Raw genomic sequence first — 14,591 nt, 5'->3', positions numbered from 1 at the left:
ATGTCAAAGAACTTATTCCGAATTTCGGAAAAGTGGAGAATAACGGATTCGAACCGTTGACCCCCTGCGTGCAAGGCAGGTGCTCTAGCCAACTGAGCTAATTCCCCAAACGAGTTTGTAGTCCCGAGCAGACTTGAACTGCTGACCCCTACATTATCAGTGTAGTGCTCTAACCAACTGAGCTACGGGACTATAATATCTTTCGATAAAATAGAACGCCCAGATGCACAACATCTGCTTGCTCGTTTAGGCATTTCTTTAAAGAACAATTTTGAAGTTGACGAAATAGCGAGCCTAACCTGAATACTAGATTATCTCTAGAAAGGAGGTGGTCCAGCCACACCTTCCGGTACGGCTACCTTGTTACGACTTAGCCCCAGTTACCAGTATAACCCTAGGCGACTCCTTACGGTTATCGACTTTAGGTTCTCCCAGCTTCCATGGCTTGACGGGCGGTGTGTACAAGGCCCGGGAACGTATTCACCGCGTCATTGCTGATACGCGATTACTAGCGATTCCAGCTTCACGAAGTCGAGTTGCAGACTTCGATCCGAACTGAGACAGGCTTTTTGAGATTTGCTCCTTGTTGCCAAGTGGCTGCTCATTGTACCTGCCATTGTAGCACGTGTGTAGCCCAGGACGTAAGGGCCATGATGACTTGACGTCGTCCCCACCTTCCTCACTACTTACATAGGCAGTCTCTTTAGAGTCCCCAGCATAACCTGATGGCAACTAAAGATAGGGGTTGCGCTCGTTGCGGGACTTAACCCAACACCTCACGGCACGAGCTGACGACAGCCATGCAGCACCTTGATATCAGTCTAAAAGAAGGTCACCTTTCGGCAACGGTCCAATACCATTTAAGCCCTGGTAAGGTTCCTCGCGTATCATCGAATTAAACCACATGCTCCACCGCTTGTGCGGGCCCCCGTCAATTCCTTTGAGTTTCAACCTTGCGATCGTACTCCCCAGGTGGAATACTTAATGCTTTCGCTTGAACGCTGACAGTATATCGCCAACATCGAGTATTCATCGTTTACAGCATGGACTACCAGGGTATCTAATCCTGTTCGATCCCCATGCTTTCGTGCCTCAGCGTCAGTATTGGCCTAGTAGACTGCCTTCGCAATCGGTGTTCTGTATCATATCTAAGCATTTCACCGCTACATGATACATTCCATCTACCTCGACCAAACTCAAGACTGACAGTTTCAATGGCAATTCCTAGTTGAGCTACAGGCTTTCACCACTGACTTATTAATCCGCCTACGCACCCTTTAAACCCAATAAATCCGGACAACGCTTGGATCCTCCGTATTACCGCGGCTGCTGGCACGGAGTTAGCCGATCCTTATTCATACGGTACCGTCAAGTTCCTACACGTAGGAGTGTTTCTTCCCGTATAAAAGCAGTTTACAACCCATAGGGCCGTCATCCTGCACGCGGCATGGCTGGTTCAGGCTTTCGCCCATTGACCAATATTCCCTACTGCTGCCTCCCGTAGGAGTCTGGTCCGTGTCTCAGTACCAGTGTGGGGGATCATCCTCTCAGAACCCCTATGCATCGTAGCCTTGGTGAGCCATTACCTCACCAACTAGCTAATGCACCGCATGCCCATCTTTAACCGCCGGAGCTTTAATTATGGAAAGATGCCTTTCTATAATGTTATGGGACATTAATCCGAATTTCTTCGGGCTATTCCCCAGTTAAAGGTAGGTTGCATACGTGTTACGCACCCGTTCGCCGGTCTCAAAGAGTGCAAGCACTCTTCTACCCCTCGACTTGCATGTATTAGGCCTGCCGCTAGCGTTCATCCTGAGCCAGGATCAAACTCTTCGTAGTAAAAAATGTTTGAAATTAAATCTCAGGTTTTCTCAAAAAATTTTATTTTGAGGGCTCGCTATTTCTATCATCACTTCAAAGAACTTTCACAATATTTATTATCCATAAAGGATAATCAAAATTTGTTTCTCTTTTTTAGAGGGCTGCAAAACTACAACCTCACTTTTGAAAATGCAAAACTTTTTTTTATTTTTTTTATTTAAAAAAATTTTGGATTTCAAACGGGCTGCAAAGCTAATATTTATTGTTTCTATCTTCCAAGAAATATTTTACTTTTTTTAAGCCATTTAAAGAACTTTTGCTTTTTCAGATTCTCTCATCCTAAAAGGGCTGCAAAGCTAATATTTATTGTTTCTATCTTCCAAGAAATATTTTACTTTTTTTTACCACCCTATTAATGAACGTTTGCTTTTGCAGAATCTCTCTCTTTCAAAGCGGCTGCAAAACTAAAATCGATTTTAGTTTTAACAAACTATTTTTACTTTTTTTTAAAATAAATTGTATAATATTGATTATCAATTATTTAAATTCAACTTTTTACCTAAAACAAAATTTATTTTGGTTGTATTTTTGCCTAATGGCTTTTGTTTATTTCGAAAACAAAGAATTATTGGCTGAATTCTTTCGCAAATCCGGTTCACATTATGTTTTCATATCTGATGAAAATTGCAGGATTAAGTGTTTGTCCGACTTGGCAATTTCGGATTTGTCCTGTTTTTCTTTCGAATCGGGAGAGAAATCAAAAAATATGGATACATATTCTGATGCCATCGAGTTTCTTATTTCGGAGAAAGTTGAACGCCACAGCATACTATATAATATAGGTGGTGGTGTTGTGACTGATTTAGGTGGTTTTGTTGCCGCAACCTATATGCGAGGAATTGGTTTCGTGAATATCCCTACCAGTCTGTTGGCCATGGTTGATGCATCTTTTGGTGGCAAGGTGGGTATTGATTTTAAGGAATATAAAAATTATATTGGAATCTTTGCCCAACCAAAGGAGGTGTTGGTTTGCCCTGAATTTTTAGAAAGTCTTGCTACTGAAGAGCTATACTCGGGCTATGCGGAGGTGCTGAAACATGGCCTTATACGTGATAGTGACTATTGGAATGTTTGCAGAGATTTGATACCAGCATCAATTTTGAATGACAATTGGCTTAAAATAATTAAAAGAAGCGTTGAAATTAAAACGTCTATTGTTGAGGCAGACCCTTTCGACAAAGGAATTAGAAAAACCCTAAATTTTGGCCATACGGTTGGGCATGCAATTGAAAGTCTTTTATTAAACAAAAAAGTTCGAACGTATCATGGATTTTGTGTGGCGGCTGGCATGGTATGTGAAAGTTACATATCAAAAGTGCTTAGAAGCCTGTCGGAAGAAGAGTTTAGTCAAATACATCAAACACTTTCAAATCTATATCAAAAATTAACAATTGACATTTCTGAAATTGAACAAGTGCTTTATTATGTAATGTATGACAAAAAAAATTCATCGGAAGGTGTGAGAATGAGTTTGCTGAATGGCATTGGAAACTGCGAGGCAGACATTCTCGTATCAAAAGATTTGATAGCCGAGTCGATACAATATTATATTGACACCAAATGGTTTTTATAAATAATGCAAATGACAGTGTAATGCCTGTGACCATTGATTTGGAGGCAAGTAAAAGCATTGCAAACCGAATGATTATTCTTCAAAATTTATACTTTCCGCAGCTAAATTTATATAATATACCTCTATCGGACGACACCAAATACCTTTTTAATGCTTTAGAGAATGTAAAAACCGGCTCCAACACACTTTATGCTGGTGATGGTGGCACCACGCTCAGGTTTTTGATGGCCTGGGCAATGGTTCAAAACAAAGAAATAACTATCAACGCCTCACCGAGTTTATTAAAACGCCCGTTTATTGAATTAGTTAAAGCGTTGAATAACTCCGGCTTTGATATACGCTTCGGTGAAAATTTTGAGATAAGACCTACCGATTTGAATACTATTAAACCACGTTGGCAAATAGATGTTACCCAATCAAGCCAGTTTGCGTCTGCTTTGGCATTGATTGCTCCGGCCATGCCTTTTGATGTGGTTATTGACCTTAAAGGCAATTCTGTTAGCTCGAGCTATTTGGATATGACCATTCAACTAATGCAATTTATGGGACTTTCTATTAAAAAGATTGGGAACAAAATAACTTCTCGCCCATTTCAAAAGAGTTACCAAAAATTTGATTTTAATATTGAATCTGATTGGAGTGCGGCTTCTTATTTTGTTGGTTTCGCTATTTTGGAAAGAAGAGAATTAATTATTCAAAATATTTCTAAATCGGTGCTGCAACCTGATATTGCAATACTGAAATTTGCCGAAACATTGGGCGTGAATCATTCTTTTGAAGAGAATAGAATTATTCTGAAACCCTTTTCAAATTTTAACTTTCCTACAAAAATAATTCGCGATTACACGCTTTGCCCAGACATTTATCCAACAGAAAAAGTGATTTGTCATCTGCTAAATATCGAATTAATTGCTTCTGGAATTGAACACTTACAACATAAAGAAAGTAATAGGGTGGATGTTTTAAACCTTGAATTGCAAAAACTGGTATTAGAAAATCCGGTTTTTGATACCCACCATGACCATCGGATAGCCATGAGTCTTGCACTCTGTGCGGCTCGAAAAAATATCAAAATCAAAAATCCTGAAGTTGTTTCAAAATCATTTCCCGATTTTTGGAATCAATTTAAAAAATTAGGGTTTAATATTTCTGAAATTGGGGAATAATACTTTTGGTAAAAATTTTTGCGTGACTTCCTTCGGGGAATCGCACGGACGACATGTTGGTGTTGTGATAGATGGCTGTCCTGCTAATGTGGAGCTAGATTTTTTGCATATCAATGCAGAATTAAAACGCCGCCGACCCGGGCAAAATGATTTGGTTAGCACCCGGAACGAAATAGATGATTTTGAAATAACCAGTGGTGTTGTGGCCAATATTACCACCGGAGCCCCCATTTGTATCCTTATAAATAATAAAGACACAAGACCCGTTGACTACGAAAACCTGACAACCGTTTTTAGGCCTTCGCACGCTGATTATACCTATCAAAAAAAATACGGAATTCGGGATGTTGCGGGTGGTGGCCGCAGTTCGGCTCGCATTACTGCGGGTTGGGTTGCTGCCGGAGCCATTGCCAAACAGATTTTAAAAACAAAATTTAAAATTGAAATCAAAGCCTATGTTAAACAAATAGGCCAAGTTATCTGCCCCCCAATAGCCCATTTTTCAACTGATATTATGGAAAAATCAATGGTTCGGTGTCCGCATGAAGAAACTTCATCAGAAATGGTTTTAGCTATTGAAGAAGCAAAAAAAAATGGCGATAGCTTGGGCGGAATTATTCATTGTAGCATCAATAATTGCCCTATTGGCGTTGGCGAACCCGTTTTTAACAAACTTAATGCACAATTGGCCTTTGCCATGCTTTCAATAAATGCTGCAAAGGGCTTTGAAATTGGCGGTGGCTTTGATATGGCATCAAAAAAGGGCAGTGAGGTAAACGACGAATGGACAAACGAAAATGGAAAAATTATCACAAAAACAAATTATTCCGGCGGCATACAAGGCGGAATAAGCAATGGAATGCCCATTGAGTTTCGAGTGGCTTTTAAGCCGACAAGTACAATTGCCATTAACCAAAACACCGTAAACCTTGAAGGTAAAAATGTAGAACTAAAAGCAAAGGGCCGACACGATGCATGTGTTGTTCCGAGGGCTGTGCCTATTGTGGAGGCCATGGCGGCATTGGTGTTGGTGGATAATTTACTTTGTATAAGATAGTACGTCTTACCACAACCATTTAGGTTCATTCAATATTTCCTTACTCAAACATACCTTTGGGCACTAACTCAAACCGTTTTTCCATTATTTCAATATAGAGATTCTTATTATCGTCTGTCAAAAAACTTCTATTTACCATGTTGTGCATTTCGTGCTTGCAGTAATAAAAATTGTATAGTATTTTGTCTAATACCTTTTGCGAAAGGTGCAGTGTTTCGAACGCTTTTACAAAATCGGAGTATTTAAAATTGCTTTTTTTGCCATTAAGGGTAAGTGCCAGTTCTTCTGTATCCATGGGGTTTACGAGAGCCGTATTAACTAAATCGTAGGCCGGAGCAAGAACAAACGCGTCTTCTGATGGTTGCCACATCGAAAAATTTTTGAGGTGCATGTCGGCGTTGCCTGTAAAATAAGAAAGCAACACCTGTTCAAAAAAACTACTCACATCAAACAAGGGGTTGGTTGAATATTTCAAAACCGTTTTTGCTATTTGCTCATAGCTACCTTTATATTTATCTTCTGTAAGCCGCTCAGTAAGCTGGCACATATCTTCCATAGCCAGTTTATTTTTTTTATTTCTATCTATGCGTTTAGTTATATAACACACTGTTCCATCAGCCAATTTCACTAAACTATGAGGCACAGCATGTATTCCGCACAAATCAGCTATGTGCATTGTTACATCTTCCACCTCCGGCAATTGGCTATAATGCTCGCTTTGAGGCTTTAATATATAGCTACCATACAAGCCCACTATGGTTAGCTTTTTTACCGCATTATCTGCCGATTTTCGAAATATACTTAAACTTATTTTGGGCTGAACACCGGTTACAGCCATCTGACTTTGTATTACCTCTTTGGCCAATTGCCCCAAATCATTGGCAGAATACTCAAGCTGTGGCACACAAGCCTGCCCAAAGAAACGTTTGACGCAGGCCTTGTGAAAATTTTGCTCTTTACTGGTCAATGGCTTATAGCAATAAAGACAGTTTTTAAAACTGTATTGTCCACTTGGTTCGGCCACAAGATTTGTTGTGCCGCTATTTTGTTTTAAGCCTAATGTATGTTTGTAGTTCTTCATTTTTTATTGGTGTTTGAATTTTCTTTCCCTTCCCTCTATATATTATTACCCATTATAGCACTAATCACTTTCTATTGCTACGACTTCGGTTGTGCCAATGCAATCTTTACAGCACTGCATCAATAGCCCAAATCTATCCCGAGCGTTCAGTTTCCAATTTCGTTCGGCTATATCAAGCAACCAGCCTTCGGGTATAAGTCCATCAAAAAAAGGAAACAGCACGTTGCTTGTATAGGCATTTCGTTGCAACGGCAGTGTCTTGCTTACAGGCAAGTTTGCCTGATTGGTTGCATAGTCCGAATCATAAACAAAGGCATAACCGCTCTCTGTTTCAGATATTTGTCCAACCCTTTTTCCGCTTATTCTAACCTCAGCTTTACGCATTTTTCATATTTTCTAATAGTTCATCCAACCCAAGTTTTGCGGGCTGCAATTCATATCCCCAAAGGCGGAGCACATCGTTCACTTTATCTATTCTTAGTGTTTTTTTACCTTGCTCCAAATCGCGAACAAACTGCAACCCAACCCCTGCTTTTTCCGACAATTCTACTTGCGTTATGCCTACATCTTTTCGTTTTTTTTTCACAAAACTGGAAAGAACTCCTCTTTTTTCTTTCATTTTTATATTATTTAAACTACAAAAATACTATTTTATCGATATTTTATATTACAAAAAATATATTTTCACACTTTTCTTTATTTTTTATATTATTTAAAATATAATATTGCCAATTTTGTTAAATTTTATACTATTTAAACTATAATAATTAAGGTTTTAACATAGCTTTTCTCCCTTTTTTTCTAAACTTACATTTTGGATGAAGAAAAACTACATTCGCAACATGAAAAAAGTTGCACTTCATTGGAAAGTTATTATCGCTCTGATTTTAGGTTTGATTTATGCCTATTTCGCCGTAACACTCAATTCCGAGACTTTGCCAACCGTAAAATTTACCAAAGATTTTATTAGCCCATTTGGCAAAATTTTTATCAATATCCTTAAAACCATAGCGGTACCGTTAGTTCTTTTTTCTATCATTTCGGGCATTGTCAGCTTAAAAGACATAAAGAAACTTGGAAGAATAGGCACAAAAACGTTGTTACTTTATATTACTACCACCATGTTTGCCGTGAGCCTCGGCCTAGTTTTGGTAAATGTTTGGAAACCCGGAAAACAAGTGGCTCAAGACACTCGACTTGAAAAAAGGATTGAATACGAACTTTGGCGAAACGAGAACAATATTAAAAAACTGGACAATATTGACGAACTGAACAACCCCAAAAACACCGCTTTGGTTGAAACCGTGAGCAAAAAAAATGAAGAAACAACCATAGACGACAATGTGCAACAAAAAATAAGCGAGGCAAAAAAGAGCAAAGATGCAGGGCCGCTTTTCCCTTTGGTAGATGCCATACCCGAAAACATATTTGAGGCACTTCTAAAAAATAAAATGCTTCAAATCATATCGTTTGCTATTTTTTTTGGTGTGGTAATGGTGCAATTGCCCGAAAAAACCTCAAAACCAATGGCCGACTTTATTGAAAGTGCCTCTACCATTTTTATACGAATGGTAGAAATTGTGATGCTAGCCATGCCCTATTTTGTGTTTGCACTCATGGCCGGAACAATGGTAGAAATGGCCGGAAACGACATTGAGAAATTGGTAGATTTACTTGGCTTTTTGCTTCACTACGGCGGTGTGGTCGTTTTAGGTTTAATATTAATGGCATTTGTTATTTACCCTACGCTGATAAAACTGTTCACAAAAAAAATGACCATTCCAAAATTTTTAAAAGGTATAAATCAGGCACAACTTACAGCTTTCAGCACCAGCAGTTCGGCGGCCACATTGCCCGTAACCATGGAGTGCGTACATGAAAACCTCGAAGTGCCAGAAAGCACCAGCAGTTTTGTTTTGCCCATTGGAGCTACCGTAAATATGGACGGAACTAGCCTTTATCAGGCCGTGGCTGTGGTGGCCATGGCTCAACTTCACGCCATAGATTTAACCGTGGCACAACAATTAACCATTGTTTTTACGGCAACATTAGCCAGCGTGGGTGCAGCCGCAGTACCCAGTGCCGGTTTGGTGTTAATGGTTTTAGTGCTCGAGTCGGTTGGACTAAACCCTGCATGGATTGCCATCATTATGCCCATAGATAGAATTTTGGATATGTGCCGAACGGTTGTAAACGTAACGGGCGATGCAACGGTGGCAGTTATCGTTTCTGAGTGGGAGGAATGACTTTTTTGCCACATCTCTGTTAAAAAAGCCATAAGCACTATTTCTTTTCATGTCAAAAATTGCATATTCGCCGTTTTTAAAAGGAATAGGTGTCGTTTATATGAAAAAATCAATAATTTCTTTTGGACTCTTGATGTTTGCCCTCATTGCCAAATCACAATATTTGGAGTGCGGAACCGACCGCTATCACGAAGAATTGAGAAGCAACAATCCGCTGCTTCAAAATGCCTACGATGAATATCTTCAAGAATTGTCTCAAATAGCCGAAGGCAAAATTGTGTCAAACCATAATAAAAAGGCAGTGGTAACCATTCCGGTAGTTTTTCATGTAATACATGAATATGGCGATGAAAACATCAGCAAAGAGCAGATTCTTGACCAAATAAGAGTTTTGAACGAAGATTTTAGACGACGAAATGCCGACACTACAAAAACCAGAAGCATCTTTAAATCTATTGCTGTTGATTGCGAAATTGAATTTAAACTGGCCACCAAAGACCCCAACGGCGATTGCACCGATGGAATAACTCGTACTGTTTCAAACCTTACCAATGGTGGAGACGAGGAGGTAAAGAAATTGATTCGTTGGGATTATAAAAGATACCTTAATATATGGGTCGTAAAATCAATTGCCCAAAAAAATGTCTTAGGTTATTCTCGCTTGCCCTATGCCACCTCCGAGTCGGAAGACGGAATTGTGGTTTTATCCAACTACGTTGGCACCATTGGCACTGGCGACCTAACTTATAAAGGCCGAACACTTACCCATGAAATTGGGCATTGGCTCGGACTTTTGCATCCATTTCAAAATGATGGTGCAACGGATGATTGTGGCACTTCAAACTGCACAACCAGCGGAGACCGCATTTGCGACACACCTCCTGTTTTAAAGCCATCCTTTGGCTGTCCGCTTGGAAATAATACCTGCACTATTGACTCGCCTGACCTACTTGATATGGTAGAGAACTTCATGGATTACGCTAACGGAACTTGCACGAATATGTTTAGTGCGGGACAAAAAGGTGTGATGAGCTTTTATTTAAGCCGGAGCAACTTTAGGGGCAACAATATAAGTGCTGCCACGGCAGCTTCAACAGGCATAAACATTAGCAACCCATGTGCTCCAAAAGCCGACTTTCATGTTGTTGGTAAAAGAACCAACATTTGCAAAGGCACGTCAGTTCAGTTCAACGACTTATCTTGGAATGGAGAAATTGTAGATCGTGTTTGGACTTTTGAAGGTGGTTCGCCCAGCTCATCTACCTTTGCTTCGCCAACCGTTGCCTACAATCAACCTGGAAAATATAAAGTTACTCTAAAGGTTACCAATTCTTTGGGAGAAAGTGAAATTACAAAAACAGATTTTATGGTTGTTCAGGAGGATGTTTCCTATTTAAAATCTCCTTTTTATGAAAGTTTTGACTCTGATGTTTCAGAATTTACTTGGCCAAAAGAGCTGAAATATAAATATGGTTGGAAACGGGTGAGCGGAGTTGGCTACAACAACTCAACTGCCGAAGTATGCGTTATTGATGCCGATGCACCTGTCACCACATTTGCCCTTTATTCTCCTTATTTCGACATAACCCCACACAAAGATTATAGCCCTATCTTGAGTTTCAGAACCGCCTATTCACTTCCTGCTGCCGGTGGAAGTGGCGACAGAATGATTGTGTATGGTTCGTCCGACTGCGGAACGACTTGGCGAGTTTTGGGTGCCTTTATTGGTATTACCACATTAAAATCGGTTGACGGAACTACCGACAATTGGAGTCCAAAAAGCAATGCAGATTGGAAAATTCAAAAATTGGGTCTTTCTCAAAATGGATTTGAACAAAGTACAAATCTTATTTTCAAATTTGAAGTGACCTCAAACAGCGGAAACTCGATTTATTTGGATGACGTAAACATAGATAGATGGGTTTTATCAACAGACAACAAAAAAGTTTACAACCAGGCGTTAAACCTTGTGCCAAACCCTGCTCAGAAGAATTTTATGGTTGAAATTTCGGAGATTTTTGAACCAATCAACATTGAAATTACCAATATACACGGCCAGAAAATACAATCTTTGTCAATCGATGCATCACAAAACGGAGAAATTAACGCCCCAATTTCTATCGAAAACTCGGGAGTATATTTTGTTCGCATTTATAATGCATCGATAAACTATACAGAGAGAATTGTTATAACAGAATAAAAGATTTAAAAGAGTTTATGACCAAAAATCTGGTAATTGTCGAGTCTCCTGCAAAGGCAAAAACGATTGAGAAATTTTTAGGAAATGATTTTACAGTAAAATCTTGCTTTGGCCACATCCGAGATTTGGTAAAAGGCGATGATGCTATTGATGTTTCCGCTGGGTATGCCCCCAAATATGAAGTTCCGGCAGATAAAAAAGCTGTAGTAAACGACCTGAAAAAATTGGCAAAACAATCAGAAATGGTTTGGCTCGCTTCCGATGAGGACCGCGAGGGAGAAGCCATTAGTTGGCATTTGTCGGAAGTTTTAGGTTTGAAAAAAGAGAATACTAAACGTATTGTATTTCATGAAATTACTAAACCAGCTATTTTAAAAGCCATTGAAAACCCACGACAAATAGATGAACATTTGGTTGACGCTCAACAGGCTCGAAGAATTTTAGACCGATTGGTAGGTTTTAAATTATCTCCTGTTTTGTGGCGAAAAGTGAAACCCTCACTCTCTGCTGGTCGTGTGCAAAGTGTGGCCGTGAGATTGGTGGTAGAAAGAGAGCGTGAAATTGAGAATTTTAAATCTGAAAGTTTCTTTCGAGTTATTGCCCATTTTATCGAAAAAGGAAAAAAGTTTAAAGCCGAATGCAACACCAAGTTTAAAACAAAAGCTCAGGCTGAGGCATTTTTAGAAACATGTAAAAATGCCAACTTCAACGTTACCGATGTTGAGGTAAAACCTGTAACAAAAAGACCAGCACCACCTTTTACAACCAGCACATTGCAACAAGAGGCGAGCCGAAAACTCGGCTATTCCGTGAGTAGGACGATGCAAATAGCCCAACGACTCTACGAAAACGGACATATTACATATATGCGGACTGACAGCGAAAATTTGTCAGACTTGGCCTTAAACACTGCCCGACAGGAAATTGTGAATGAATATGGTCAAGACTACGCCCAAACCAGAAAATACAATACGAAATCTGCGGGTGCACAAGAAGCACACGAGGCTATCAGACCAACCTATTTTAGCAATAGAGATGCCGGCAGTGACAGTTCAGAAAATAGATTGTACCAATTGATTTGGAAAAGAGCCATTGCCTCGCAAATGAGCGATGCACAATTGGAACGAACTATTGTAAAAATTAATAACGACAAAAACGAACACATCTTTACGGCCAATGGTGAGGTGTTAAAATTTGAAGGATTTTTAAAAGTATATCTCGAAGGTAACGACGAAGAGGAGGAAGAAGCTGCCGATTTGTTGCCCCCATTGGCACGTGGCGATAATCCGCAAAATGAAAGAATTGTAGCTACTCAACGGTTTTCAAGACCGCCTGCCAGATACACCGAAGCAAGCTTGGTTAGAAAGTTGGAAGAATTGGGTATTGGCCGACCCAGCACGTATGCCCCAACTATTTCTACCATTCAAAAACGTGAATATGTTGAAAAAGGAACCAGCGAAGGCATCGTTAGAAACTTTGAAATAATTACGCTGAAAGACAACAACATCAGCCAAAAATCAGAAACCGAAAACACCGGAAGCGACAAAAACAAGCTCATTCCGAGTGATATTGGCAAGGTAGTTACCGACTTTTTAATTCAACACTTCGATCAAATTATGGACTATAATTTTACGGCAAGTGTCGAAAAAGAATTTGATGAAATTGCCTCCGGTATGAAGCAATGGAACAAAATGATTGATGAGTTTTACAACCCGTTTAATAAAACCGTTGACAAAACGCTTGATACAGCCGAAAGAGCCACCGGAGAGCGAATATTAGGCATTGACCCAGAAACCGGAAAAGAGGTTATTGCACGGTTGGGCCGTTTTGGTTCAATGGTACAAATTGGTAAAGCCGATGACAACTATAAACCAAAATTTGCCGGATTAAATGACAATCAAACCATTGACACCATAACACTTGATGAGGCATTATCGCTTTTTAAATATCCAAAAACCATTGGAAGTTTTGAGGGAAAAGAAATTGTTATTGGGCAAGGCAGATTTGGCCCTTATGTAAAATTTGACGACAAGTTTATTTCTATTCCTCGTGGAGAAGAAATGGAATCGGTGGGATTGCAGAGAGCAATTGAAATTATTAAAGAAAAGCAAAAAGCCGATGCCCCCATTGCTCAATACGAAGGACATGAGGTGCAAAAAGGCACAGGCAGATTTGGTCCCTTTATTAAATGGAATGGTATCTTTATCAATGTGAGTCGAAAATATGATTTTGAAAATCTTACTTCGAAAGATGTAGCCGAATTGATTGAAGATAAAAAGAAGAAAGAGGTCGAAAAATACGTTCACAACTGGTCTTCAGAAGGTATCTCGGTGCAAAAGGCTCGTTGGGGAAGACACCATATTGTGAAAGGGAAAACAAAGATTGAGCTTCAAAAAACATTTGATGTGAGTAAACTTACCCTTGATGAAGCAAAAAAAATGATTGAGGCCGAAGCGGCAAAAAAGAAATCAGCAAGAAAAAAATAAGTTGATAAACGAATCGGAAATAGCGAGTCTTATTTATTTGCTCGACGATACAGACGATGAAATTGTTGTGCAAATTGAAAGCAAAATTCTGTCGTTTGGCCATCAAGCCATACCCTATTTGGAGCAAGCCAGTTTTGATGAAGCAGAAATTATACGTCTCGAACGACTTCAAAATCTCATAAAAGAACTAAAACGTGATGGAATAATTAATCAGCTTAAAGACTGGAAACAAAATTACAGCGACGATTTATTAAAAGCTCTGCTCATTATCGAGCAAATAGAATTTGCCCGTGTGGATACGCAAGGCATTAAAAATCAATTAGATAAAATTCGTTTAGACGCTTGGTTGGAGTTTAAATACGACCTCACTTCGTTTGAACAAATAAAAGTGATGAATTACGTTTTTTTTAACGTTCACAAGTTTAAAGGCAATGCCGACAACTATCATCACGTACACAATTCCTACCTGAGCAAAGTGCTTGAAAACAGGACGGGAAACCCTGTTTCATTGGGTATTGTTTATTCGCTAATTGCTCAACGAATCAATATCCCTGTGTATGGTGTTAACCTTCCTCAACACTTTGTTTTGGGGTATAAAAATCAGGAAGGTGTAGAAATATTAAAGCGTTTTAATGACGAAAGCTCACTCTCGTTTGACGAAAACGATGAAGTAATGTTTTACATAAACCCTTTTAGTGACGGTTTAATTTTAAACGCCGATAGCATTCGTTCCTTTTTAAAGCAGCTTCAATTAGAATCAAAACCCGAATATTTTTCCATCTGCTCCAATATCGAAATCATAAAAAGAGTGCTTAGAAACCTTACTTTTAGCTACGGAAAAACCAAGGAAACAAAAAAGATGGAGCTTGTAAAACTGCTATTGGAGGTGTTGTAAACT

General features: G+C 39.3%; 10 protein-coding genes, 2 tRNA genes and 1 rRNA gene. 7 read left to right on the top strand and 6 right to left on the bottom strand.

The annotated features are described in order from the left end of the window. Positions 1-33 precede the first annotated feature (33 nt). From H6607_03315 to H6607_03305, 3 genes are all read right to left on the bottom strand, one after another. A tRNA-Ala gene (locus H6607_03315) sits at positions 34-107 on the bottom strand. Between the two features lie 11 nt (positions 108-118). Beyond that, positions 119-192, bottom strand: a tRNA-Ile gene (locus H6607_03310). Positions 193-315: 123 nt separating this feature from the next. Continuing rightward, positions 316-1,847, bottom strand: a 16S ribosomal RNA gene (locus H6607_03305). A gap of 572 nt (positions 1,848-2,419) precedes the next feature. Between H6607_03305 and aroB the strand changes: the two genes are divergently transcribed. The 3 genes from aroB to aroC are packed head-to-tail and all read left to right on the top strand — an operon-like array spanning position 2,420 to position 5,680. After that, positions 2,420-3,457 carry a 3-dehydroquinate synthase gene (gene aroB, locus H6607_03300; protein ID MCB9261392.1) on the top strand — a complete coding sequence of 346 codons (1,038 nt, stop codon included), beginning with the start codon at positions 2,420-2,422 and terminating at the stop codon, positions 3,455-3,457. After that, the gene (locus H6607_03295; protein MCB9261391.1) at positions 3,445-4,623 is read left to right on the top strand and encodes a hypothetical protein; all 1,179 of its coding nucleotides are present in this window, start codon (positions 3,445-3,447) and stop codon (positions 4,621-4,623) included. The genes aroB and H6607_03295 overlap by 13 nt, the downstream gene beginning before the upstream one ends. Then, positions 4,613-5,680, top strand: a complete 1,068-nt coding sequence (gene aroC / locus H6607_03290) for a chorismate synthase (GenBank protein ID MCB9261390.1) — start codon at positions 4,613-4,615, stop codon at positions 5,678-5,680. Before H6607_03295 ends, aroC begins: the two co-directional genes overlap by 11 nt. A gap of 40 nt (positions 5,681-5,720) precedes the next feature. Here aroC and H6607_03285 read toward each other — a convergent pair whose 3' ends face one another. From H6607_03285 to H6607_03275, 3 genes are read right to left on the bottom strand one after another with little or no spacing between them, the layout of a single operon-like run. Beyond that, positions 5,721-6,761, bottom strand: coding sequence for a HipA domain-containing protein (locus H6607_03285; protein ID MCB9261389.1), 1,041 nt, complete (start codon positions 6,759-6,761; stop codon positions 5,721-5,723). A gap of 60 nt (positions 6,762-6,821) precedes the next feature. Further along, positions 6,822-7,145: a HipA N-terminal domain-containing protein gene (locus H6607_03280; protein ID MCB9261388.1), complete on the bottom strand. Its 324-nt coding sequence runs from the start codon at positions 7,143-7,145 to the stop codon at positions 6,822-6,824. Further along, positions 7,138-7,380: a helix-turn-helix transcriptional regulator gene (locus tag H6607_03275; protein MCB9261387.1), complete on the bottom strand. Its 243-nt coding sequence runs from the start codon at positions 7,378-7,380 to the stop codon at positions 7,138-7,140. Before H6607_03275 ends, H6607_03280 begins: the two co-directional genes overlap by 8 nt. 223 nt (positions 7,381-7,603) lie before the next feature. Between H6607_03275 and H6607_03270 the strand changes: the two genes are divergently transcribed. The 4 genes from H6607_03270 to H6607_03255 all read left to right on the top strand — a co-directional run bounded on the left by H6607_03270 (position 7,604) and on the right by H6607_03255 (position 14,588). Continuing rightward, a complete protein-coding gene (locus H6607_03270; protein MCB9261386.1) occupies positions 7,604-9,007 on the top strand; it encodes a dicarboxylate/amino acid:cation symporter in 1,404 nt (467 codons plus the stop codon). A 100-nt stretch (positions 9,008-9,107) separates the two neighbouring features. After that, on the top strand, positions 9,108-11,207 hold the full coding sequence (locus H6607_03265) for a PKD domain-containing protein (GenBank protein ID MCB9261385.1): 2,100 nt from the start codon (positions 9,108-9,110) through the stop codon (positions 11,205-11,207). Positions 11,208-11,224: 17 nt separating this feature from the next. Beyond that, on the top strand, positions 11,225-13,693 hold the full coding sequence (gene topA, locus H6607_03260) for a type I DNA topoisomerase (protein MCB9261384.1): 2,469 nt from the start codon (positions 11,225-11,227) through the stop codon (positions 13,691-13,693). A gap of 1 nt (position 13,694) precedes the next feature. Then, positions 13,695-14,588: a hypothetical protein gene (locus H6607_03255; protein MCB9261383.1), complete on the top strand. Its 894-nt coding sequence runs from the start codon at positions 13,695-13,697 to the stop codon at positions 14,586-14,588. The last annotated feature ends 3 nt before the right edge of the window (positions 14,589-14,591 follow it).

The sequence above is a fragment of the Flavobacteriales bacterium genome (assembly GCA_020635395.1).
In the GTDB taxonomy this organism is placed as follows: Bacteria; Bacteroidota; Bacteroidia; order NS11-12g; family UBA9320; genus UBA987.
The sequence above is the reverse complement of the archived record's forward strand: the minus strand, read 5'-3'. Positions and strand labels throughout refer to the sequence as shown.